Source organism: Pontibacter akesuensis (assembly GCF_001611675.1).
GTDB lineage: Bacteria > Bacteroidota > Bacteroidia > Cytophagales > Hymenobacteraceae > Pontibacter > Pontibacter akesuensis.
On sequence record NZ_CP014766.1, the window covers coordinates 4,456,557 to 4,477,981 of the forward strand.

Annotated in this window: 19 protein-coding genes and 2 tRNA genes; 13 read left to right on the forward strand and 8 right to left on the reverse strand. The window is 50.5% G+C overall.

Annotated features, from left to right (window positions below; genetic code table 11):
• Window positions 1-127 precede the first annotated feature (127 nt).
• Entirely contained in the window at window positions 128-1,093 is a 966-nt protein-coding gene (locus tag A0W33_RS18895) for a tryptophan 2,3-dioxygenase family protein (protein WP_068839644.1), read from the reverse strand.
• Between the two features lie 280 nt (window positions 1,094-1,373).
• Here A0W33_RS18895 and sdaAB point away from each other — a divergent pair, with 280 nt between their 5' ends.
• From sdaAB to A0W33_RS18915, 4 genes are read left to right on the forward strand one after another with little or no spacing between them, the layout of a single operon-like run.
• Window positions 1,374-2,051 (forward strand): L-serine ammonia-lyase, iron-sulfur-dependent subunit beta, encoded by a 678-nt coding sequence (gene sdaAB, locus A0W33_RS18900; RefSeq protein ID WP_068839645.1) that lies wholly within the window; start codon window positions 1,374-1,376, stop codon window positions 2,049-2,051.
• Window positions 2,052-2,063: 12 nt separating this feature from the next.
• Window positions 2,064-3,527 carry a TolC family protein gene (locus A0W33_RS18905; RefSeq protein WP_068839646.1) on the forward strand — a complete coding sequence of 488 codons (1,464 nt, stop codon included), beginning with the start codon at window positions 2,064-2,066 and terminating at the stop codon, window positions 3,525-3,527.
• 6 nt (window positions 3,528-3,533) lie between these two features.
• Window positions 3,534-4,934, forward strand: a complete 1,401-nt coding sequence (locus tag A0W33_RS18910; protein WP_068839647.1) for an efflux RND transporter periplasmic adaptor subunit — start codon at window positions 3,534-3,536, stop codon at window positions 4,932-4,934.
• Window positions 4,935-4,938: 4 nt separating this feature from the next.
• Window positions 4,939-5,928, forward strand: a complete 990-nt coding sequence (locus A0W33_RS18915; protein ID WP_172798139.1) for an NAD(P)H-dependent glycerol-3-phosphate dehydrogenase — start codon at window positions 4,939-4,941, stop codon at window positions 5,926-5,928.
• Window positions 5,929-5,981: 53 nt separating this feature from the next.
• On the opposite strand, the gene A0W33_RS18920 is transcribed toward A0W33_RS18915, so the two are convergent.
• Window positions 5,982-6,488, reverse strand: a complete 507-nt coding sequence (locus A0W33_RS18920) for a hypothetical protein (protein ID WP_068839649.1) — start codon at window positions 6,486-6,488, stop codon at window positions 5,982-5,984.
• 168 nt (window positions 6,489-6,656) lie between these two features.
• Here A0W33_RS18920 and A0W33_RS18925 point away from each other — a divergent pair, with 168 nt between their 5' ends.
• From A0W33_RS18925 to A0W33_RS18935, 3 genes are read left to right on the forward strand one after another with little or no spacing between them, the layout of a single operon-like run.
• Window positions 6,657-7,673 carry an acyltransferase family protein gene (locus tag A0W33_RS18925; protein WP_068839650.1) on the forward strand — a complete coding sequence of 339 codons (1,017 nt, stop codon included), beginning with the start codon at window positions 6,657-6,659 and terminating at the stop codon, window positions 7,671-7,673.
• 36 nt (window positions 7,674-7,709) lie between these two features.
• Complete coding sequence (locus A0W33_RS18930; RefSeq protein WP_068839651.1) at window positions 7,710-8,105, forward strand: (deoxy)nucleoside triphosphate pyrophosphohydrolase; 396 nt, start codon at window positions 7,710-7,712, stop codon at window positions 8,103-8,105.
• A gap of 43 nt (window positions 8,106-8,148) precedes the next feature.
• The gene (locus A0W33_RS18935) at window positions 8,149-9,543 is read left to right on the forward strand and encodes a methyltransferase RsmF C-terminal domain-like protein (RefSeq protein ID WP_068839652.1); all 1,395 of its coding nucleotides are present in this window, start codon (window positions 8,149-8,151) and stop codon (window positions 9,541-9,543) included.
• A gap of 180 nt (window positions 9,544-9,723) precedes the next feature.
• Here the strand turns inward: A0W33_RS18935 and A0W33_RS18940 are convergent, their stop codons facing one another.
• From A0W33_RS18940 to pdxH, 4 genes are all read right to left on the reverse strand, one after another.
• Window positions 9,724-10,908, reverse strand: a complete 1,185-nt coding sequence (locus A0W33_RS18940) for a class I SAM-dependent rRNA methyltransferase (protein ID WP_068839653.1) — start codon at window positions 10,906-10,908, stop codon at window positions 9,724-9,726.
• 124 nt (window positions 10,909-11,032) lie between these two features.
• Window positions 11,033-11,611 carry a Maf family nucleotide pyrophosphatase gene (locus A0W33_RS18945; RefSeq protein WP_082815304.1) on the reverse strand — a complete coding sequence of 193 codons (579 nt, stop codon included), beginning with the start codon at window positions 11,609-11,611 and terminating at the stop codon, window positions 11,033-11,035.
• The gene (locus A0W33_RS18950) at window positions 11,577-12,869 is read right to left on the reverse strand and encodes a DUF1015 domain-containing protein (RefSeq protein ID WP_068839655.1); all 1,293 of its coding nucleotides are present in this window, start codon (window positions 12,867-12,869) and stop codon (window positions 11,577-11,579) included. The genes A0W33_RS18945 and A0W33_RS18950 overlap by 35 nt, the downstream gene beginning before the upstream one ends.
• Window positions 12,870-12,917: 48 nt before the next feature.
• Window positions 12,918-13,568 (reverse strand): pyridoxamine 5'-phosphate oxidase, encoded by a 651-nt coding sequence (gene pdxH, locus A0W33_RS18955; RefSeq protein WP_068839656.1) that lies wholly within the window; start codon window positions 13,566-13,568, stop codon window positions 12,918-12,920.
• 227 nt (window positions 13,569-13,795) lie between these two features.
• Here pdxH and A0W33_RS18960 point away from each other — a divergent pair, with 227 nt between their 5' ends.
• From A0W33_RS18960 to A0W33_RS18980, 5 genes are all read left to right on the forward strand, one after another.
• Window positions 13,796-14,362, forward strand: coding sequence for a YqgE/AlgH family protein (locus tag A0W33_RS18960; protein WP_068839657.1), 567 nt, complete (start codon window positions 13,796-13,798; stop codon window positions 14,360-14,362).
• A gap of 26 nt (window positions 14,363-14,388) precedes the next feature.
• Window positions 14,389-16,554, forward strand: coding sequence for a DUF349 domain-containing protein (locus tag A0W33_RS18965; protein ID WP_068839658.1), 2,166 nt, complete (start codon window positions 14,389-14,391; stop codon window positions 16,552-16,554).
• A 128-nt stretch (window positions 16,555-16,682) separates the two neighbouring features.
• Window positions 16,683-16,758: transfer RNA gene (locus A0W33_RS18970), tRNA-Thr, on the forward strand.
• A 53-nt stretch (window positions 16,759-16,811) separates the two neighbouring features.
• A tRNA-Thr gene (locus A0W33_RS18975) sits at window positions 16,812-16,884 on the forward strand.
• Between the two features lie 284 nt (window positions 16,885-17,168).
• Window positions 17,169-18,335, forward strand: coding sequence for a hypothetical protein (locus A0W33_RS18980; protein WP_068839659.1), 1,167 nt, complete (start codon window positions 17,169-17,171; stop codon window positions 18,333-18,335).
• Here the strand turns inward: A0W33_RS18980 and A0W33_RS18985 are convergent.
• Window positions 18,332-19,369, reverse strand: coding sequence for a potassium channel family protein (locus A0W33_RS18985; RefSeq protein WP_068839660.1), 1,038 nt, complete (start codon window positions 19,367-19,369; stop codon window positions 18,332-18,334). The two genes, A0W33_RS18980 and A0W33_RS18985, sit on opposite strands and share 4 nt — an antisense overlap.
• A 106-nt stretch (window positions 19,370-19,475) precedes the next feature.
• Here A0W33_RS18985 and A0W33_RS18990 point away from each other — a divergent pair, with 106 nt between their 5' ends.
• The gene (locus tag A0W33_RS18990) at window positions 19,476-20,495 is read left to right on the forward strand and encodes a metal-dependent hydrolase (protein ID WP_068839661.1); all 1,020 of its coding nucleotides are present in this window, start codon (window positions 19,476-19,478) and stop codon (window positions 20,493-20,495) included.
• A 44-nt stretch (window positions 20,496-20,539) separates the two neighbouring features.
• On the opposite strand, the gene A0W33_RS18995 is transcribed toward A0W33_RS18990, so the two are convergent.
• Window positions 20,540-21,280, reverse strand: coding sequence for a hypothetical protein (locus tag A0W33_RS18995; RefSeq protein ID WP_068839662.1), 741 nt, complete (start codon window positions 21,278-21,280; stop codon window positions 20,540-20,542).
• Window positions 21,281-21,425 lie beyond the last annotated feature (145 nt).

A 21,425-nucleotide genomic window follows, 5' to 3' on the forward strand; every position in this document is an offset into this window, starting at 1 on the left:
TATAAAATCAGCACTGGATGCACCAAGTATGGCAGGTTCAAAGGATGATGAATCAGAAAGTACTTAAACTAGCCCTTCACTCCAACCATTAAATAAAGCAACGAATAATGACCAACGGTTAATGAAACTATATCTCGTCGTTCAGCACCTTGTCTACCCAACCTTTGCCCCATTCCTCTAGCTCCTGCTCATTCCACAGCTCCGGGTAGAAAATTCGCTTCTGGAAACGCGGCGGCAGGTATTTCTGCCAGTTCGTTCCGCCGGTGGCGGCAATTATCTCCGGGTCGCGCTGCAGGTAACGCACAGCTGACTTGTAGTGCATCAAAGGCCAGTTCACGTTGACATTGCTGTCCAGGTCGCGCAGGGCCTCTTTCAATTTTGGGTTCTGCTGTGCCTCCTCCGGCAGGCGCTTGTACACGTGCCACACATTTTTATCAGCGTATTCGCGTGCGAATTCGATGAGCTGAGCAGTATACTTCTGCTCAAACTGAAGCAGGGTGAGTGTTTTGGTACCGGAGGCTACCTCGGTGGCACCTTCTTTCCAGTAAATGCAGCCAATCATCTCCTCGTGCGTGCTCTCCAGGCCCAAGACCGCCCGCTTGGCTTTATCCACCAGGTTGCGCAGGTCCGTGGAGGCAATCTCGATCATGCGGTACTGCACCGACTGAAAACCAGAAGCCGGCATCAGCGCCATCCTGAAATTCAGGAACTGCTTGGGATCCATACCGTCCACCATCACATCAAACGAGTTAATCAGGTTATCGAAGTAGCGGTTAATTCGCTTCAAGCGGCGCATGAACCATTCCGGCGTAATGTCCTTGTCTTCACCTATTTGCTTATACTCTTCCAGGCAAAGCTTAAAGTACAATTCAGTTATCTGGTGGTACATGATGAAGATCTTCTCATCCGGAATATTGGTGCGCGGGTTTTGCAGGCTTAGGAGCGTATCGAGGTGAATATAATCCCAATAGGAGAGAAAGCTGGTATGGTACAGCCCCTCCAGGTAAGCCGCCAGGTCCTGGCCCAAAGGCACGTATTTTTCCTCCAGCCGCTTCAGCTGTTCCAGCACTTCCGGTTTAAATGAATGCTCCATGAGGTAAGGTTTTGCGTTAGGTGACACGGCAAAATTACTAAAACATTTAAAGCTGGCAGCATGCGCCTACTTTTATACTTCCCGATTGTCTGCTAAAGGTTTACGGCAAATACAAGTATAAATTAACTGGCTGCTCCCATTTTGGCCATAGCTTAATGGAGGCAAGGGGCTGTTTAGTAGACAGATTCATAGTGTTAGTAGAAATAAAGCTTATTTAACCCCGGAATAGCGCAAAACTGCTAGTTTATTCCTAAATTTGGTTTTTACGATATTGGAGAGTATGGCTGAGAAAAGCAGCGTTTTTGATATGATTGGGCCGGTAATGATAGGGCCATCCAGTTCACATACAGCAGGAGTAGTACGCATTGCCCGGGCAGCTATTCGCATACTTGGGGCTGCGCCGGAAGAAGCAATCATCACCTTCTATAATTCCTTTGCCCGCACCTACGAAGGCCACGGCAGTGACCGCGCCATTGTAGCCGGCCTTTTGGATTTTAAAACAGATGACAAGCGCATCAAAGATGCCTTTGACCATGCCGCCGAGCGGGGCATGAAGTATACCTTCAAGTCAGTTGGCAACGCCTCTACCATGCACCCGAACACCATTAAGGTGAATCTGAAGGCAGGGGAAAGAGCAGTGGAGGTAATCGGGCAGAGCCGTGGCGGCGGCGTGATCAGCATAGTGGAGGTAGACGGTTTTACGGCCAGTTTCTCCGCCACGCTCCATACGCTGATCATAGATGCTAAAGATACCAAAGGAAGTATAGCCTTCATCGCCTCTGTGCTGGCGCACGACGACTGTAATATCGCCACGATGAGTGTGTCGCGCAAAGGCAAGAACGACCGCGCCAGGCAGTTTATCGAGATGGACTCTGGAATAAAGCCTATTACGCTGGAGTACCTGAAGCAACTGCCTTGGGTGCAACATGTGATCTACATCCCAAATATTGACCTGTAATAGAATAGCACTATGAAAAAATTACCTAAAAGTCTCTTACTGGCAGCCTTGGGGCTTTCGCTGGCTGGGGCGCCTGACGCTTTTGCGCAGAAAGAACCAAGCGGCGACAATATCTGGACCCTACAGGAAGCCGTTGCGTATGCCAGTGCCAATAACCTGCAGGTGAGACGCAACCTGCTAAGCAAGGGCCTGGCTCAGACAGACCTGAACCAGGCAAGATTTGGAAGATTACCCTCCATTAACGGCGGCTCTTCTTACAACTTCAACTACGGTACCTACGTCGATCCAACTACCTCGGAGCTTCGTTCAGAGCAAAGCCGTACAAATAACTTTCAGTTGAGCGCCTCTGTTCCGTTGTTCATGGGTTTTCAGCAGGTGAACGCCATCAAACAGAACGAACTGGAGTTACAGGCAGTGGAGCAGGAGGTGCAATCCGCCCAGAACGACATCACCATTCAGATAGTAACTGCTTACCTGAACATATTATTCGCCGACGAACTGATCAAGATCTCCCAGCAAACACGCGATCTTACCCAGCAGCAACTCAAACGCACGACCATACTTTTTGACGCGGGCAGTGTGGCAGAAAATGCGGTACTGGACCTGGAGTCGCAGTTGGCGGCAGATGACCTGGAACTTATCAATGCAGAGAACCAGCGCGATATCTCGCGTCTTGGGCTGATGCAGCTGCTGAACATTCCTACCTCACAGGAGTTTCAGATAGAAGTACCCGAAATTCCTGAACCGGACGAAAATCCCGTAGTGCTGACAGGCGAGGAGGTGTATGGCGTGGCCGTGGAAACGCTTCCGGCTATCAAAGCGGCTGACCTGCGCGTGCTAAGCGCTGAAAAAGCGTTGGACGTTGCCCGGGGTGGCTATTATCCGCGGCTGTCCATGTTCGGGGGCTTAAACACCTTTTATTCCAGTGCCCGTGATTTCCGCTTTCCGGAGCAGGGAGCGCTGCAGGCAACTCCAATCGGCTTTACAGACTCAGAAGGTAAAAACCCATTTATCGTTTACACGCCCACTACCACCTTTAGAAGAGAAACCTACGGTTACATCGATCAGCTAAAGGATGGCGTGGGTAAAAACTTCGGCTTTTCGCTGCAGGTGCCTATCCTGAACGGACTGCAGGTACGCAGCAATGTGCAGCGTGCCAAACTGCAGCAGCAGGACGCCCAGATCACAGCCGATATTGCCCGCAACAACCTGCGCCAGACAATTGAGCAGGCATACGTGGATGCCATTGCCGCCCAGCGCCGCTACGTTGCCGCTAAAGAGCAACTGCGTGCTGCTGAAAAAAACTATGGCAATGCCCGCCTGCGCTTAGATGCTGGCGTGATCAATACAGTAGATTTCAACATCATCGCCAACAGCTACCGTGCTGCGCAGTCGAACCTGCTACAGGCGAAGTATGAGTACACTTTCAAACAAAAGGTTCTGGACTTCTACCAGGGCGAAGACATCTCTTTCTAAGAAACTATGGCTAAGAAAAAATCAAGACTGATTCCCATCCTGATCGGCGTACTTGTACTGGTAATTGTTGGTGTAATCGTAGCCAAAAAAGCTGGCTGGATAGGCCAGGAAGAAGGAACAGAAGTGGTGCTGGCAGAGGCTAAACTGACAGATATTGTAGAGAAAGTAAGCGCATCGGGTAAAATACAGCCGGAGACGGAAGTAAAGATAAGCCCGGACGTATCGGGTGAGATCATTGAGCTGAACGTAGAGGAAGGTGACTCTGTAGTTCAGGGCCAACTGCTGCTCCGCATTCGCCCCGACAATTACCAGTCGATGGTGGATGCACAGCAAGCATCGGTGAACACCATGCGTGCCAACCAGGCGCAGGCGCGTGCGCGACTGACGCAGGCACAGGCGAACTTCTCGCAGTCGGAGCAGAACTACAACCGCAACAAGGAGCTGTTTGAGAAAAAAGTGATTTCGCAGGCAGAGTGGCAGCAGATACAGGCCGACTACCTTGCCGCCAAATCAGAGGTGGAATCGGCTCGCCAGAGTGTAAGAGCGTCAGAGTTCAATGTTCAAAATGCACAGGCCTCTTTGAAGGATGCCCGCGAAAACCTGAACAAAACAACCATCTATGCTCCTGTCAGCGGTATAGTTTCCAAATTAAACGTGGAGCAGGGCGAGCGCGTAGTAGGAACTTCGCAGATGGCCGGTACTGAGATCATGAGCATCGCCAACCTGAACAAAATGGAGGTGCGCGTGAATGTAAATGAGAACGACATCATCCGCGTAGGCCTCGGCGATTCAGTTATCGTAGAGGTAGACTCCTATGCCAGCCGCGACGAAAAGTTTAAAGGCGTGGTCACCTCTATTGCCAACACAGCAAAAGACGCTACCACCTTAGAGGCTGTAACGGAATTTGAAGTGCGCATCCGCCTGCTAAACGATTCGTACAGCCATCTGCGTGAGAAAACAAGCCGCCCTTTCCGTCCTGGTATGACAGCTTCTGTGGATATTCTGACTGAGCGAAAGTCAAATGTTTTATCTGTACCTTTGTCGGCCGTAACAACACGTTCTGCTAACAAGGCCGGTGGTGAAAAGCCGGAGGAGGGTGAGCAGGAGGAGGAAAACCAGAACCAGGCAACGAGCCAGAACCAGGAGGCAGCTCAGGTGAAGGTGGAGGAAGTGGTGTTTACCTATGATGAAGCTACCAACACGGTTAAAAGCGTAAAAGTAAAAACAGGCATCAGTGATTTTGACAACATCGAGATTATCAGCGGCCTGAACAAAGGACAGAAAATAGTGGCAGGACCGTTTAGGGCAGTGTCCAAGACATTGGAAGACGGAGCCAAGGTAGCTGTAAAAGACGAGAAATCGTTGAACAAGCAGGCCATTGCCGCAGACACTCAAGAAGAAGATTAGCGTATTGGAAAAAGTAGCCGTATTGGGAGGGGGAAGCTGGGCGACAGCCCTTGTAAAGATCCTCTCTGAAAATAAAGCAGAAGTAAATTGGTGGATGCGCAATAGAAACGATGTGCAGCACCTGAAAGAATACAGGCATAACCCCCGTTACCTAAGCCAGGTATCGTTTGATTTAAAGTATGTGCTTCCCTCCGATGATATCAAGGCTGTAGTGGCCGCTTCGGATTGGGTAATTCTAGCAGTGCCAGCCGCATTTGTGCAGCTGGCACTTGCCGATTTACCGGAGGACGCTTTCCACGGCAAGGTGCTGATCTCGGCCATCAAAGGTATGATTCCCAAGGAGAACATACTGATTACTGATTTCATGGAGCGCAAGTACCATGTACCGAATTCGCATCAGCTTATTATTGCCGGTCCTTGCCATGCTGAGGAAGTAGCCTTAGAAAAGCAGTCGTACCTCACCATCGGCTCTCACGACATGCCTACGGCCGAACGCTTCTGTGAACTGCTGCGCAACCGCTATGTGAAAGCGAACCCGCTCGACGACCTGGATGGCATAGAATATTGCGCGGTGATAAAGAACGTGATCGCCCTGGCCTGCGGCATTGCCCGTGGCCTGAACTATGGCGATAACTTTCAGGCGGTGCTGGTATCAAACGCCATGTTTGAGATCGAGCGCTTCCTGGATGGCATTATGCCCATTCACCGCGATCTGAGCGGCTCCGCCTACCTGGGTGACCTTCTGGTAACAGCCTATTCACAGTTTAGCCGCAACCGTACTTTTGGCAACATGATAGGCCGTGGCTATACCGTAAAATCTGCCCAGGTGGAAATGAACATGGTGGCCGAAGGGTATTATGCCGTTCAAAGCATCCACCAGCTCAATCAGAAACTACAGGTGGATATGCCCATTACCAAGGCCGTTTACCACGTTTTATATGAGCGAATTTCGCCAACCATGGAGTTTGAGATTCTTAAAGATAAATTAAGATAAAGAAGCCTTAATCATTAATCTAAAAAAGCATACTCACTTCAGGTATGCTTTTTTTATAGTTCCGATTTTTTCAACACTTTGTCGCCGAGTGCGCGGTAAAAAGCCATGATGGTGATGGCTATCGACAAAAGCATGCCGTAGGTTACGAAAAGCAATTTATACTCTGCTAGCGGAACAAAATAAGAGCCGCTGAGCTCTAGTAGCAGTATCAGGATAAAGGAGGTGCTAACGCCTGTAAGTGAAAGGATAAAGGCACGAAACAGCGAAAGGGACGGCAACCTGTCAATCAGTGTCTGGCTTTTAAGGTGCCAGTGCAGCGGAAGCACCTTGTTTTCATCCAGCGCTTTGCGCGTACTGCGCGTTACAAGGTAGCTGGTGAAGAACCCGGAAACGATGCTGTAAGACACAAGGTCTGTCGAGATGCTGCGTTGCCCCCAGAGTGGCACCTCTACCGCATCGCCCCAGATCAGCTGCACCAACAGAAAACACACAACAGCGGAGGCGAGCACCAGTTTTACCGCCAGACCAATTAAAAACTTATAGTTAAGGCTTATTTTCATGAGTTCCTTCGCTGCCTATGTAAAGTATACTGCTATTCAACCGTTGAGGTCTGAAACATCCTTTCAAAGGCGAATGGTTGTTTGGCAGGAATAAGTCAAATCTATACTTTTACCATCTGCCTGGCTGGCGACTTGAGCACCAGGCGTAGGCATGTTTTCCCTTTATACATGAAGCACTTTCAGCAGATAGACGTGATAAAAGGTCTGGCCATCCTGATGGTGTTGCTGCTGCATTCCCTTAGCCGGCAGGAGTTGCTTCAAAGCTACGCGGTGTACCACATCTGGCAGGCTGTGCCTTTGTTCATGGTGGTGATGGGGCTGAACGCGGGACTATCCATCCAACGCAAAGAACAGCACCTGAACCTGCTGTACACCCGGGAATATTTCACCAAAAAAGCCACCCGCATCCTAACGCCATTCATGCTCATCTTTGCTTTGTCCATACTTGTGGGCTTCTTGTGGCAATGGCTTACAAATGAAGCGGTGCTGGCGTTTAGCTGGTATACTTTGGTAGGGGTATTGCCTGTAACCGGAAAGGGAAACTATTTCATTACGCTGTTGCTGCAGTCCATTTTCCTGCTTCCCATCATTGGCTATGCCTTCAGGAAAAAACCAGTGCTAACAAGTATAACCTTGGTCGTGCTGGAGGTGCTCTTTCAGCTTTTGGCAACGCAGGTAGCATACTTTGATAAGGAGAACTATTTGTATGATGCCGCTTTTCCGCGTTATTTCTCTGCTATTGCGTTTGGCCTGTGGCTGGCCTATTCGCCTGGAGCCAAAAAACAGTGGCCGTTTGCGCTGCCGCTGGTTATTTTGGGTGTGATAGCTGCCGGCTTTCTGTGGCTCGTGGTGTATCAAGGCTTGAAGGTAGATTTTCTGCGCCCGGAATGGTTTACGCAACACCTGCTCACGTTTGGCTATGCCGCCTTTTGGGTTTGGCTGGGGCTGCGGTTACTGCCTTCATCCTCCAATGTTATTTTCCTGAAACTGCTGGCCACTCTGGGGAAAGCATCTTACCATATTTTCCTGGTGCAAGTGCTGTACTTCGGTTTACTAGAGGAATCACCAGTATGGCAAAATCTGGGAATTTGCCTGCTGCTTGGTTACCTCTTTTATATGCTGGAGAGCAACAGGAAAATTTTCACAAGTAGGGCAGCGGCTGTCTTTAGAAATAAAGACGTGTAAGCGGTTTGATCTCTCACCTCTCATTCCTTTATCTACATGATAAAAGTAATCTGTGCTATTTTAGAGAAACAAGGCCATGTGTTGATCGCACAGCGAAGTAAGCACATGCCCGAGCCCTTGCAGTGGGAGTTTCCAGGTGGCAAACTGGAGCCGAATGAGCAGGAGCAGGAGTGTTTGATCCGGGAGATGCAGGAGGAATTGGCCCTGGCTATTCTACCTGTGACGCGGCTAGAGCCCGTTGTTTATACTTACCCCACAAAAACAATCCTCTTAATTCCGTACATCTGCCGCTATGTGGGCGGTAATGTTAAACTAGCAGAGCACCAGGAATACGCTTGGGTGCTGCCGCAGGACCTGCCTTCCTACGATTGGTGCCCGGCTGATGTGCCCGTTGTGGCGCAATATCTGCAGCTGAAGCAAACTGCTTCCTAAGCCATACTTTCAGAAGCCCGTTTTTTCGCCGTACCTTTGCAGCATGCAACTTCCCGATTCCTTTTCCGAACGGATGCAGCACCTGCTGCACAGTGAGTTCCCTGCCTTTCAGGAGGCACTGCAGCAGGCGCCTCTAACCAGCATTCGTGTGAACACGGCCAAAGCCGAAGTAGCTATTGCTTTAAATCCCGTTCCCTGGGCTGAGGCGGGTTTTTATCTGCCCGAGCGCCCCAGTTTCACCCTAGACCCTCTCATACACGCCGGGGCTTATTATGTGCAGGAGGCAAGCTCCATGTTTCTGGAGCAGGCACTAAAGCAGGTGCTGGACCTGGAGGAGCCGCTGCAGGTACTGGATCTTTGCGGCGCACCGGGAGGCAAATCTACGCACCTGGCCAGCCTGATCTCGAGGGACAGTCTGCTGGTTTCGAATGAAGTTATCCGCAGCAGGGCCTCCATACTTGCCGAAAATGTAGCTAAGTGGGGTAGCGGCAACGTGCTCGTCACCAGCAACGACCCACGTGACTTTGGCAGGTTACCACATTTCTTTGATGTAATGGTAGTGGATGCGCCCTGCAGCGGCGAAGGCATGTTTCGGAAAGACCCTGGGGCCATAGGGGAGTGGTCGGAGGAGAACGTGAACTTGTGTGCCCAGCGGCAGCAGCGGATTCTGATGGACGTGTGGGGAGCGCTGAAGCCCGGGGGAATACTCGTATACAGCACCTGCACCTGGAACGAACAGGAAAACGAGGCAAATATGAGTTGGCTATCGGAACAGGAGGGAGCCGCAAGTATAAAACTGGCACTGCAGCCGGAGTGGGGCGTGGTGCCAACACAACTGAATGGCGTCGAAGGCTACCGCTTTTACCCGCACCGCGTGCAGGGAGAGGGATTTTTTATGGCAGTGATGCGAAAAGCCGGCGAAGCTGAACCGATCAGCCATAGCAAAAACAAAAAGAAGAAGTATAAATTGACGGTGGCAGGCAAGAAGGAGAAAGCACTGGTAGAGCACTGGCTGCAGGAACCGGGCAGTTATACTTGGGTGCAGCATAATGAGATCATCTCCGCCATACCCGAAGCATTGTTTGAGGCGGCTGATGAAGTATACCAGCAACTGTACGTGCTCTATGCGGGCACAGAAGTAGCGGAAGTGAATGGGAAAAAGCTTAAGCCGCTGCAGGGCCTCGCACTCTCACAGCACCTGCACAAAAATGCTTTCAAAACGGCTGAACTAGACCTGGAGCAGGCACTTCGCTTCCTGCGAAGAGACGAAATTACCCTCGGCACCAGCGGCACCGATTGGCTGCTCCTGCAGTATAAAGGCCGCCCGCTGGGCTGGGCTAAGCAGATTGGAAACCGTCTAAATAACTACTACCCAAAAGAGTGGCGCATACGGATGGAACTGCCGCAGGTGTTGACTGAGACAGCTGTAGTATCTTAAATTGGACACAAGTAGCAGGACATAAGACTGATCCTATTGTGGTGCTAGTTCTCCTTTAGTGAATTAGCATTTCCAAACATATAAAAAAGCCGAAGCTAGTAAATACAGCTTCGGCTTTTTTATTGAAGCAGCGCTAAATTCATTTTATGCTGCTTTATGTCGTTTTTTTCAGAAGGAACACTATTCCACAAATAGCACAAGCCCTTTCAGGTATTCGCCCTCCGGATGAAAAATAGAAATAGGGTGATCCGCTGGCTGGGAAAGGTGGTGCATAATCTTGATCTTGCGGCCCGCGTCTATGGCGGCAGCCATTACGGTGTTGTTGAACAGGTATTTGTCTACCACCTGTGAGCAGGAGAAGGTAAAGAGAATGCCTCCCGGCTTTATTTTTTTCAGCGCTTCCGCATTCAGACGCTTGTAGCCCATCAGAGCGTTGTGGCGCACATTCTTGCTCTTGGCAAATGCTGGCGGGTCCAATATAATCACGTCATACTTGTCTTCCTTGCCCTTCATAAACTCAAAGGTATCCATGGCATAGGCAGCGTGTTTCTCCGGTGCCTGGCTAAGCTCAGCATTCTTGTCGGTCAGCTCAATAGCCTTCTTCGACACGTCCACCGAGTGCACCTCTTTTGCTCCCGCATTCAAGGAATATACAGAGAAGCCCCCAGTGTAGCAGAAGGTGTTTAGCACCGACTTGTCCTTTACGTAGCGGGAAAGCAAATCACGGTTTTCGCGCTGGTCGATGAAGAAGCCTGTTTTCTGGCCGCTCTCCCAATCCACGAAAAACTTATTGCCATTTTCCGTTACTACCACACCACCTTCAGACTTGCCGAAAAGGTAGCCGTTCTCCGCCTGAACCGGCGATTTCGGCGGCAGCGATTCTGCACTCTTATCATAGACTGCGCGCAGCCTGCCGCCATAGATTTCCTGCAACGCCTTCGAAATATGTTCGCGGATGCCGTACATTCCCAAAGAGTGGGTTTGCACCACGGCCGTGTCTTTGTAGAAGTCCACGATCAATCCGGGTACACCGTCTCCTTCGGCATACACCAGGCGATACACGTCCGTCTCAGGGTTATCTGTGAGGCCGAGGCGCTGGCGGTAATCGTAGGCTTTCTGCACTTTCTGTTTCCAGAAAGCATAATCCGGCTCCACCTGCTCAAAAGAGAAAATTCGCACGGCAATTGAGCCCAAGGCATAATGGCCCATGGCCAGAAACTCGCGTTTGCTGGAGTATACTTCCACCACGTCGCCCTCAGCTGGTTCGCCGTCTGCTTTACGAATCGCGCCCGAGAAAACCCAGGGGTGCTGGCGCTGCAGGGAATGCTCCTTGCCCGGAGCCAGGTATAGTTTTATAAATGACATGTTGCTTGCTCGTTGTTGATTGCTTTTTGTTTATACTTTAGATAACATGAAGTACAAATGTTTGCAAAGGTAGCTAATTCAGGGTTATTCATAAGTGTTGTGTAACAGAACAGCTTAGAATGCATCACATTATGATTCCCAACTCCACCAGTTTTGTGTAAAGTTTTTGCACTGGCAAGCCCACCACGTTGAAATAGGAGCCTTCGATGCGCTCAATTCCAATCATCCCGATCCACTCCTGTATACCGTAGGCACCAGCTTTATCGAAAGGCCTGTACTGCGTGATGTAGTAGTCTATCTCTGCTTCGCTTAGCCGTTTGAAGTACACACTGGTGCTGTCGTGGAAGACGTTTTTCTGCCCTTGCTTCAGGATGCAAACGCCTGTGATCACCTCATGTTGCTTACCGGATAAAGCCTGAAGCATTTCCTTTGCTTCGGCAAAATCGGCTGGCTTGTTCAACACCCGGTCGCCCAGGCAAACAATGGTATCAGCGGTTATCAGCACCTGATCTGTGATGTCCGAAGTATAGGCATCGGCTTTATGGGAGGCCAGGTATTCGGCCACCTGCTCCCGCTTCAGGTGCTCCGGAAAATCCTCGTGCACCTCTTTTACCAGCACTTCAAAAGAAAGGCCAAGGCTGGCGAGCAGTTCTTTTCTACGGGGGGAGTTAGAGGCAAGCAGCAGCGGCCGTTGTAAATTCATCTTCTTTAATTGAACCAAACAAGAATCCGCAAATTACTTTGGGATAGAAAAAAGTAGATTTCTGGGGCATCACCGAGCCGCTGTTGCACACCCGCTTCACCTGTTCCATCGACACATCATTTGTGATCAAGGCCAGATAAGCCTCGCCTTTATCGACTTTGCGAATGCAGGCCGTGAAGTTGCGTTCATAGCTTAAGCCCTCGTAGTCGCGCTGCTCCTGGCGGTAAATTCCCAGCACCTTCTCAAAAACAAAGTAATGCAGTACGGTCAGGTCCAGTTCCTTCACTTCAGACGGGAAATTCCACTCAATGGAGGGGTGCACCTCTGTCTTTAGCCTCAGCTTGTATGCTGCGCCATTCAAGTATAATCCGAAAGCCCACGGCTTGCCCACTATCACCTCATTCAGCTCATAAGGGTCCTCTTTCAGCGTAACGGTGAAATACTTCGAAAGGCGCTGCAGAAACTCCTCGTCAGATAGTGGCAACTTCCTGAGCAGGCGGTGCGTCGGAAGTATGCGCAGGTCATCGTGCTCAGAGTTTGTCAGGTACATGAGGTGGTAGTTGTAAGGCTCTGTTCCCGTATGGGCAGGATTCTCAGCCATGCATTTGCGCCGGTAAGCAAGCGAGCCGCCGTAACGGTGGTGCCCGTCAGCCAGCAGCACTTTTTTATCAGCTAGCGTATCCAGAAAAAGCTTGATAATGGCATGGTCATGGATAACCGCCAGCACATCCCGAACGCCCTGGTAGTCCTCGGTTTCATAGAGCGGCATGCGGATGCTTTCGTCCATGTAGGGCTCAAGTATAAAATCCGGGTCCGTGTACAGGCCATGGGTGGGGCTGCTGTTGAGTTCCGTGTGCTCCAGCAATTCAATACGGTCGTTTACTGCGCTCGGAATGGTGTTCTCGTGGCGCAGCAGCACTTTTTCGTGCCAGTCATAGGCTTTGATATTGCAGATAAAACCTTTACGTACATAGTCCTTGTCGCTGTTGGGCAGGCGGAAATATTGGTAATACACGTAAATGCCCGGTAGTTGATCCTGCAGCAGCACCCCTTTATCCTTCCATTGCTGCAAAAGCTGCGCTGCATTGGCTGCCGGTTCATCGCCGAGTGGCACCGAAAGATGAATACTGCTGATGGGGTTGCGGTACAAAGCCTCCCGTTGCTTGTCCGATACCACATCGAAAAGGGGGGAGGTGAGTTCTTCTATATTCAGGGTGTTGTTGTAGCGCCAGGCGCGCAGGGGTAGTATTTCAGCCATTCGTTCAGGTTTCTAAGTTTAAATCAGCCCAGTCTTTTGTGCCGGGTTTCAGGGAGCAAGGCGCTTCAGCTGCCACTTACCGTCCTCCTGTTCATAGAGAATGCGGTCGTGGAGCCGGTTCGGGCGTCCCTGCCAAAACTCCACAGCCTCTGGCTGCAGTTGAAAGCCCCCCCAGTGCGACGGCCTCGGAATAACATCAACCTCTGAAAATTGCTGCTTATACTTCTCATCCAGTTCCTCCAGTTCTTCGCGCGTTTGTATTACCTGGCTTTGGGGAGAGGCCCAGGCACCAATTTGGCTTCCTTGCGGGCGGCTGTGAAAGTATTCATCCGATACCTCGGGAGCCACTTTCACCACTTTGCCCTCCACGCGCACCTGCCGCTCCAAAGAGGGCCAGAAAAACGTGATGGCGGCGTAAGGAAACGCTTCCAGTTCCTGCCCCTTTCGGCTGTTGTAATTGGTGAAAAAGGTAAACCCGGCATCGTCGACTCCTTTTAAAAGCACCACGCGGGCGGAGGGCTTGCCTGCGGCACTCACCGTGGAAAGTACGAGTGCTGTGGGCTCGGGTGCCTCCGAGGTGATGGCCTCGTCGAGCCACACTTTAAATTGCTGCACCGGGTTCTCTGCCACCGAATCTTCGTTCAGCGCCTGCTGTGAGTAGTTGTTCCGGATATCGGCAATATTTTGTGATGAGGCCATAGCGATGTGATTTTGTCAAATTTAAAAAATAATCCGCTCCTGCTAAACATTTCTTCCCCTACCTGCTGCTAACATCCCAACTGAACAGAAGTTATAGCCACCAGGCAGCATTTAGACCTACGCGACTCCTACTATATCGAATGCTTTGCGTAAGAAGTATAAAATAGGTAAATTAAGGCAGTAGCACCCTTCTGCCCATGTTTTACGAGTGTAGACACGACAGATTGATGGAAGATAAAAAGCTGACGAAGCCGCAAAGCGGCAGCATACTTATATCGGAACCCTATATGGGGGATCCCAATTTTGAGCGCAGCGTGGTACTGCTGTGCAGCCATGAGGAAGAAGGCTCTTTTGGCCTCGTTTTAAACCGAGCCTCCACCTTAATGCTCTCTGATGTGCTGGACGTGTTCAGCGATGACTTTGACATGCTGCTTGGCATTGGAGGGCCGGTGCAGTACAACACCCTGCATTACATACACCGCATCCCGGACCTGCCTCAGGCGGTGAAACTGGCTGAAGACATTTACTGGGGCGGCGACTTTGAACTGCTGCGCACTATGATCGAAACAGGGTTAGTGGATAAGGATGATATCCGCTTCTTTTTGGGCTACTCTGGCTGGACGCCGGGGCAACTGCAGGAGGAAATCGACAAAAATGTTTGGATTGTAAATAACAATGCTGCAAATAAATTATTTAATTTGGAGACAGAAACCCTTTGGCGGAGCATTCTTCGCCAGATGGGGGGCAAGTTCAAGATGCTGAGCAACTACCCGGACGACCCGCGCCTGAACTAGCATTCCTTGTACTTAATAAAGTAGACATGACAACTGATAAAGACCCAATGGACACTACCGGAGCTGACATGAACAAACCTGTTGACCAGGAGAATTCTGCAGCGCAGCCAAATAGCGCGGAAAACGAGCCGCAGCCAGTACCAGCGCGTGCCGAGAGCACTCCTGAAGCCACCCCACAGGCACACGAAGCTGTGCCAAAGGAAGAGCAGCCTGAAATTTCCCCGGATTTGTCTACGCCGGAAGATGAGGCCAGATCAGAGAGTATTATCCAGGCAGAACTGGAGGCAACCGCCGTCATGACGGAAGAGGCTCCTGCCACGCCAGAAGCACAGGCCCTTGCCGAACCGGTAGCGGCGGGAACACCAACAGGCATAACAGAAACGGAAACCCCTGCTCAGCCAGTTGCCGCGGATCCCACGCAGCCAAACGCAACGGAAGCAACGCAACCGGATGATGAGCACGATGACGAAGAGGAGGACCATACGGATTACAGCCAGCTAAGCCTGGAGGAGCTGCGTCAACAGTTGCAGACGGTTCTGAAAGGACCTGATTCTATGCGCCGCCACCGTACTATAAACGAAATTCACCGGCAGTACGACCTCAAGTTTCAGGCTGAACGCCACCAGGCATTAGATAAATTTAAGGAAGAAGGCGGCACCGAAGAAGACTTCGACTATCATACTTCCAATGAGCACCAGGACCTGGAGAAACTGCTTGTCTCTTACCGTGACGCGCGGCACCAGCAGCGGCAGTCGCAGGAGGTGCAACGCAAAACCAACCTGGAGCGCAAAAAGCAAATACTGGCTCAGCTCCGCCAATTAGTAGAGTCTGCCGAGACAAAGAACAGCAACGACGAGCTGAAGCGGCTGCAGGAAGAGTGGAAGTCCATTGGCCAAGTGCCGGGTGGGGAGGCGCAGGAGCTGTGGGATTCGTATCATGCCCTGCTCGACATCTTCTACAACAACCGCAGCATGTTCTTCGAGATGAAGGAGCTGGACCGCAGACGTAACCTGGAAGCGAAAACGCAACTGGTGGAGCGGGCCGAGGCACTGCAGGAAGAGCAAAGTATAAACAAGGCCCTGGCTGAGCTTCGGCACCTGCACGAGGAGTGGAAAAACATTGGACCAGTGCCAAACGAGCAGCGCGATCCTATCTGGGAGCGATTTATCAAGGCCTCGGAAAAGGTGCACGAAAAGCGCCGCTCTTACAACGAGGAGCGCAACCAGCGCGAAACGCAGAACATGGCCGTAAAGCGTGGGCTGCTGGAGCGCCTGCAGCCCTATGCCACCTTCACCACGGACCGCATCAACGAGTGGCGCGACAAGACAGATGAGATACAGAAACTGAAAGAAGAATGGGATAAGGCCGGACTTGTACCGAAGGAGTATGCCGAGGAAGTGAACAAGACTTTCTGGAGCAACTACAAAGCCTTTTTCCTGCACAAAAACCAGTTTTTCAAAGCACTGGATGAGCAGAAGCTGCAAAACCTCCGCCTAAAAACGGAAATGTGCGAGGAAGCCGAAGCGCTAAAAGACAGCACCGATTGGAATGAGACAAAGGAAAAGCTGATACAGCTGCAGAAGCGCTGGAAAACCGTTGGCCGCGTACCTGATAAATACTCTGATAAAATATGGCAGCGTTTCCGCACTGCCTGCAACGAATTCTTCGACCGGAAGCAAACCCAGGAGCAGAGCCGTTCGGCTGAGCTGGAGAAATTATCAGCCGAGAAAATGGCTATCTGTGACAGAGTGGCAGAAAAGCTTGCGCAGCCAAATGCCACTGGCTCCATGGCGGAGTATGATGAAGTACTGCAGCAGTGGCGCGAAACAGACCAGAGCAGCAAGCGCAACAGCCCGAAAGTGGAGGATAAGTTTATCTCCCTGATGGGCAAGTACCTGGAGCGCGTGCCCGAGTTAAGTCTGGAGCAGCGCACGGAGATGTTGGTGAAGCTGCAGGTGGAGCGCCTGAAGCACAGCCCGGATGCAGGCCAAAAGCTGCAGCAGCGCGAGAACCACATCCGTCGGGAGATCACGCATTTGCAGAACGATATTCAGACGCTGCAAACAAACATCGACTTCTTTGCCCGCTCAAAGAATGCCGATAAGCTGCGCGCAGAGTATGAAGGCCGCATTGCAGACGCACAAAAACGCATTGATTTACTGCAGCAGCAGCTGAATGCCTTCAGAGGCTGATTTTTTTCGCCTGACTTTCAAAATCTTAACGAAAGTCAGGCGAAAAATTCTCCTTCACTATTTGCATAATAAAATCTTACGCCTACCTTTGCATCGCTTTAAAACAATAAAGCAGCATAAAATTTAAAGCCTCCTTAGCTCAGCTGGTAGAGCAACTGACTTGTAATCAGTAGGTCGCTGGTTCGATCCCGGCAGGGGGCTCCATCCCAAAAGCAATTGTCTGTACTGCAGTTGCTTTTCAGAATAAAACAGTACAAGCCTCCTTAGCTCAGCTGGTAGAGCAACTGACTTGTAATCAGTAGGTCGCTGGTTCGATCCCGGCAGGGGGCTCATTAACATAAAAGCCTTCAGAGAAATCTGGAGGCTTTTTGCTTTTTATATTTCCTAAGGCAGCACCTCCTGCTGCCTTTTATCACTTCTACTTTTGATAGCCCGCCGTTTCCTGATAGATATCGGAAATAAGTAGGCAGGAAGAAACAAGCTTAAGGCACCATGATTCCCTGGCTGCTTCCGCAAATTTCTGCCTTACCCTTCAAAGTTCCGGCTCTCTTAGACCCATACTTCCTTTTCTTGCAGATAATAGCTTATTTAGCAGTTCTGATACGACACACGCTATGCAACTGATAGAGGTAAACTCCCCGGAACTGGCACAGGAATTCCTGATGGTGCAGGTTCGGCTATACAAAAACGACCCGAATTATATCCGCCCCCTTGATAAGGACATCAACAATGTTTTCGACCCCAAGAAAAACAAACTGTTGCGCAACGGCGATGCCATCCGCTGGATTTTGCAGGATGGGTATGGCAAATCAATTGGGAGGGTTGCCGCTTTCATCAACCGTAAAACAGCTAAAACCGGCAAGCAGCCCACGGGTGGTATGGGCTTTTTTGACTGCATTAATGATCAGGCCGCAGCCAACATGCTGCTGGATGCCTGCCGGGACTGGTTACAGGCACGTGACATGGAGGCCATGGATGGCCCTATTAACCTTGGTGAACGCGACAGGTGGTGGGGGGTGCTGCTCGATGGCTTTTACAAGCCTACCTACTGCATGCCCTACAATTTCCCCTATTACCAGGCACTCCTGGAGAACTATGGTTTCCAGCTATACTTTAAGCAGTTTACATACTACCGAACGGTACACGATGAACTGCCGACGGAGTACCACGAGAAGGCAAAGCGCATTCACCAGGATCCCCGTTATCATTTTAAGCATATCCAGAAGAAGGAGCTAAAAAAGTTTACCGAGGATTTCCGTATCGTATACAACAAAGGCTGGGCAAAGCATGAGGGCGTAAAGGAAATGAGCGAGGCGCAGGCTGCCTCTATCATGAACTCGCTGAAGCCAATTCTGGACGAGCGCATCATGTGGTTCAGTTACTATGATGAGGAGCCGGTGGGTTTCTTTATTGCCATTCCTGAGTTAAACCAGTTATTCCAGTACGTGAATGGAAAACTGGATGCATGGGGAAAGGTAAAGCTGCTGTTCCACCGCTGGCGCGGCGCCTGTACCACCATGTATGGCATCGTGTTCGGTATTGCGCCCGAACACCAGGGAAAAGGCGTGGAGGCCGCCATGGTGGTAGCGGCAGGCGAGAAGATCATTTACAACAAAAGCATTCCTTACCAGGATCTGCAAATGAACTGGATCGGCGATTTTAACCCTAAAATGATGAAGGTGGTAGAACAGGTGGGCGGCCGTATTTATAAAACCCATGCCACCTACCGCTACCTTTTCGATCGTACAAAGGAGTTTGAGCGCATGCCGATCATCCGCTAAAGCATTTCGGGCAAGTCCATGTTAGAGTCAAGTATGGGGGCGCAGATCTCCTCCCATTCCCAGCCATCGTAAAGGAGCATGGCCTGGAGCGTACGGCGGCGCTGGCTAAGCTTACTGATGCGGTACAGATCGGGTTTTTGAATAGGAATACCTGCCGCCTGCAGTTTGCTGATATCATAGCTTGGTTCCGTTACCGTTTCGGGCTCGAGGAACAGCGCGGTCAGGGAGCCTAGAAAGGTGGTAATCGCCTGGCGCAGGGGAATCAGCGCCTGATCACTGGGGCGCTTGTCTTCAGGCACGAAAAGCAGCAGGAGCGTTATCGCCTCGTCCAGAGCGGCCACATTGGGCAGTATGGCCGCCACTTTATCTGTGTGATGAAAGAAGTGGAGCACCGGGTAGGCTAAGTGCATTTGTCCCTGTTCCGCCAACGGTTGCGCCAGATTATTGAAATGCAGATTCAGCATCTTGAAATCTTTTCCATCCCAGTTGTTCAGCAGCATCTCCTGCGGGCTGTGTCCAATACTGGCAATGCGTATGCTAATGGCACGACGTGCTGTTACGGCAGAGAGCACCGGCACCATGTAAGATATTCCAATGGTGATCATAATCAGGCCGGAAAATGAAATGAAGGATGAATAAATGCGCCAGCCATCGGAGCCCGCCGCAAAGTCTCCGTTGCCCAGTGTAGAGAGGGTATAGCCTGTAAAATAAACGCGTTGGGCAAGATCGGCCGGAACCTTGGTAGTGGTGTTAACCACAGCCTCTGTGTCGGATAGATAAATCAGCACATTGCCTGCCCACAGCAACAGCACCCAGCCTACCAGCACCGACATAACAATAATGACGCCTGCTACTGTTAGGATTTTCTTGTAATTAAAATAACGGCTTGTCCAGAAAATTGAGCGCCAGATCAAGGTGGCAATCGTACTGCTAATCAAGCCAGCCCCGCGCGGCGAGAAGGTAGTATAGACAAGGTCGATGCTGACGGAGAGAATTAAAATGATGCCGATTACGAGGAGTATGGTTTCATTCATAAAGTGCCGTGGGCGTAGGGTGCAAAACAGTTTGTGTATACTTTTGCGGTGCCGCCTTAGTTACAAAAGCTGCTGCGCGCACAAGAGCATGTAAATTGAATTTAATATGGATTCGTTGACGCAGATAGTATTGGGGGCCGCGGTAGGAGATGCGGTGGCAGGCAGGAAACTGGGAAACAAAGCTATGGTTTGGGGAGCCATAGCGGGCACCATTCCTGATTTGGATGTGCTGCTAAACCCGTGGTTGGATACCGTGCAGCAGCTGACGTTTCACCGCTCCCTGACCCATTCACTTCTCTTTGCGGTGCTTGTTTCTCCCGTTCTCGGCTGGCTCCTCAAAAGGTGGTACAGGGCAAAACCGGCAACCCTCGCGGACTGGACGCTCCTGTTTTTCCTCGGCTTTACCACCCACGCCCTCTTAGACAGTTGTACCACCTGGGGCACACAGCTCTTCTGGCCCTTCAGCACTTATGGGGTTGCTTTTTACAACATCTTTGTAGTGGACCCGCTGTATACGGTGCCTTTCCTAGGCTTTTCGCTGGCGGCTGCTTTTCACAGCAGGTACAACCCAAAACGCCGGTACCTGAACTACGCTGGCCTTGCCATCAGCACGGCTTACCTGTTTTGGTCTTTCGTTGCCAAAAGCATTGCGGATGAGGTTTTTACAGATGCAATGGAGCGGCAGGGGATTGTCTACACTTCCTACATCAGCAAGCCTACCCCCATGAATACCTTGTTCTGGTCTGTCACAGCGAAAGATTCCCTTGGCTTTCACAACGGCTTTTATTCGCTGCTGGATAAGGATGAACAAGTTGATTATACTTACGAGCAACAGCATAAGGAGCTGCTTACAGCCTATCGGGGACACCCGAAGTTGGAGCGCCTTATGGAACTTACAAAGGGCTATTATACTGTTGAGAAAGCTGCAGATAAGGGAATTTTAATTAATGACCTGCGCTTTGGTAAATTCGATAACTGGCGTGACGGTGGCGGGAGCTATGTGTTTGTGTACAAAGTATGGCAGAACCCACAGGGTGAACTGGAGTTTGAGGAGATCAACAACCGTCCTAAAATCGATAAGGCATACCTGCTGGCATACTGGCGCCGCATTACAGGTCATAAATAGCGAAAGGCCCTAGGTAGGTGCCTTTCGCTATTTATTTAATATTTTTAAAGCGTTTCAAAGATGGCAAGGGCTTTTACCCAACCTGATTCTGTATTTAAATCGATGTTGTTCACCTTAACGAAGTCCTCTACTTGAGCCTGGTTGGCGGGTAGGGCTTTCAGGAAACTGCGCTTGTTCAGTTTTATCTTCTGCACGTTTCTCTCTCCGAAAAGCAGGAAGTAGTCAGCGACATCAATTATCTGATCAAATTCGCGTCCGGCACTGTAAGGGCCTTTATAATCAGCTTTAAGCAGCTTCTTCTGAGGGGCCAGCACCAACTGGCTTCTTGGCCCCTCGTGCAATACAGCCAGTAATTTATTGGCCAGGGCTGGCTCGAGCTGCCCTACGCGGGGCAGCCTCTTGAAAGATATTGTTCGAAGCCCCAGAGTGTCGGTTAGGGCAAAGGAGGTGAGTTGTGTGGCAGGAAGTATGAATGCATTCCCCTTCGCATCCTGGTACCATACTTCATCCTCCTGCACATTATACTTCGCGGTTATGTTTTCAAATTCCTTATCCCCAATCTGCAGGTTTCCTTTGCCCCAGTTGTTCCAGAAAAAAGGGCTCCCCTTGATGCCTTTGTAGCGGTTGTCATATGTCTGCACAGTACCTGTTGTGGTGGTGAGCTTTTTCAGATCCTGAAAATTTCGTTCTGCTGCTGCTCCCTCCAGAAATGTGTTCTTATTTGCCTGTGCCGACACCTGCTGTACAGTAGCGGCTAACAGAAGAACAAGTATAACCTTTTTCATAGCTTAATTTAAAACTTGGAAAAACTGATCTAAACCAAGTTCAATATAAACAAAATACCGCTCTTTTTCAGGAGCTGTTTCAGCTTGGCCAGCCATACTTTTTGCAGGTTCCTTGTATGCTGTTCCTGCTTATGCGTAATCCAAA

Excerpts from the sequence above, each read along its gene's own strand:
- A0W33_RS18895 (WP_068839644.1), bottom strand. The coding sequence starts at position 1,093 with ATGGAGCATTCATTTAAACCGGAAGTGCTGGAACAGCTGAAGCGGCTG.
- sdaAB (WP_068839645.1), top strand. The coding sequence starts at position 1,374 with ATGGCTGAGAAAAGCAGCGTTTTTGATATGATTGGGCCGGTAATGATA.
- A0W33_RS18905 (WP_068839646.1), top strand. The coding sequence starts at position 2,064 with ATGAAAAAATTACCTAAAAGTCTCTTACTGGCAGCCTTGGGGCTTTCG.
- A0W33_RS18910 (WP_068839647.1), top strand. The coding sequence starts at position 3,534 with ATGGCTAAGAAAAAATCAAGACTGATTCCCATCCTGATCGGCGTACTT.
- A0W33_RS18920 (WP_068839649.1), bottom strand. The coding sequence starts at position 6,488 with ATGAAAATAAGCCTTAACTATAAGTTTTTAATTGGTCTGGCGGTAAAA.
- A0W33_RS18925 (WP_068839650.1), top strand. The coding sequence starts at position 6,657 with ATGAAGCACTTTCAGCAGATAGACGTGATAAAAGGTCTGGCCATCCTG.
- A0W33_RS18930 (WP_068839651.1), top strand. The coding sequence starts at position 7,710 with ATGATAAAAGTAATCTGTGCTATTTTAGAGAAACAAGGCCATGTGTTG.
- A0W33_RS18935 (WP_068839652.1), top strand. The coding sequence starts at position 8,149 with ATGCAACTTCCCGATTCCTTTTCCGAACGGATGCAGCACCTGCTGCAC.
- A0W33_RS18940 (WP_068839653.1), bottom strand. The coding sequence starts at position 10,908 with ATGTCATTTATAAAACTATACCTGGCTCCGGGCAAGGAGCATTCCCTG.
- A0W33_RS18945 (WP_082815304.1), bottom strand. The coding sequence starts at position 11,611 with ATGAATTTACAACGGCCGCTGCTGCTTGCCTCTAACTCCCCCCGTAGA.
- A0W33_RS18950 (WP_068839655.1), bottom strand. The coding sequence starts at position 12,869 with ATGGCTGAAATACTACCCCTGCGCGCCTGGCGCTACAACAACACCCTG.
- pdxH (WP_068839656.1), bottom strand. The coding sequence starts at position 13,568 with ATGGCCTCATCACAAAATATTGCCGATATCCGGAACAACTACTCACAG.
- A0W33_RS18960 (WP_068839657.1), top strand. The coding sequence starts at position 13,796 with ATGGAAGATAAAAAGCTGACGAAGCCGCAAAGCGGCAGCATACTTATA.
- A0W33_RS18965 (WP_068839658.1), top strand. The coding sequence starts at position 14,389 with ATGACAACTGATAAAGACCCAATGGACACTACCGGAGCTGACATGAAC.
- A0W33_RS18980 (WP_068839659.1), top strand. The coding sequence starts at position 17,169 with ATGCAACTGATAGAGGTAAACTCCCCGGAACTGGCACAGGAATTCCTG.
- A0W33_RS18985 (WP_068839660.1), bottom strand. The coding sequence starts at position 19,369 with ATGAATGAAACCATACTCCTCGTAATCGGCATCATTTTAATTCTCTCC.
- A0W33_RS18990 (WP_068839661.1), top strand. The coding sequence starts at position 19,476 with ATGGATTCGTTGACGCAGATAGTATTGGGGGCCGCGGTAGGAGATGCG.
- A0W33_RS18995 (WP_068839662.1), bottom strand. The coding sequence starts at position 21,280 with ATGAAAAAGGTTATACTTGTTCTTCTGTTAGCCGCTACTGTACAGCAG.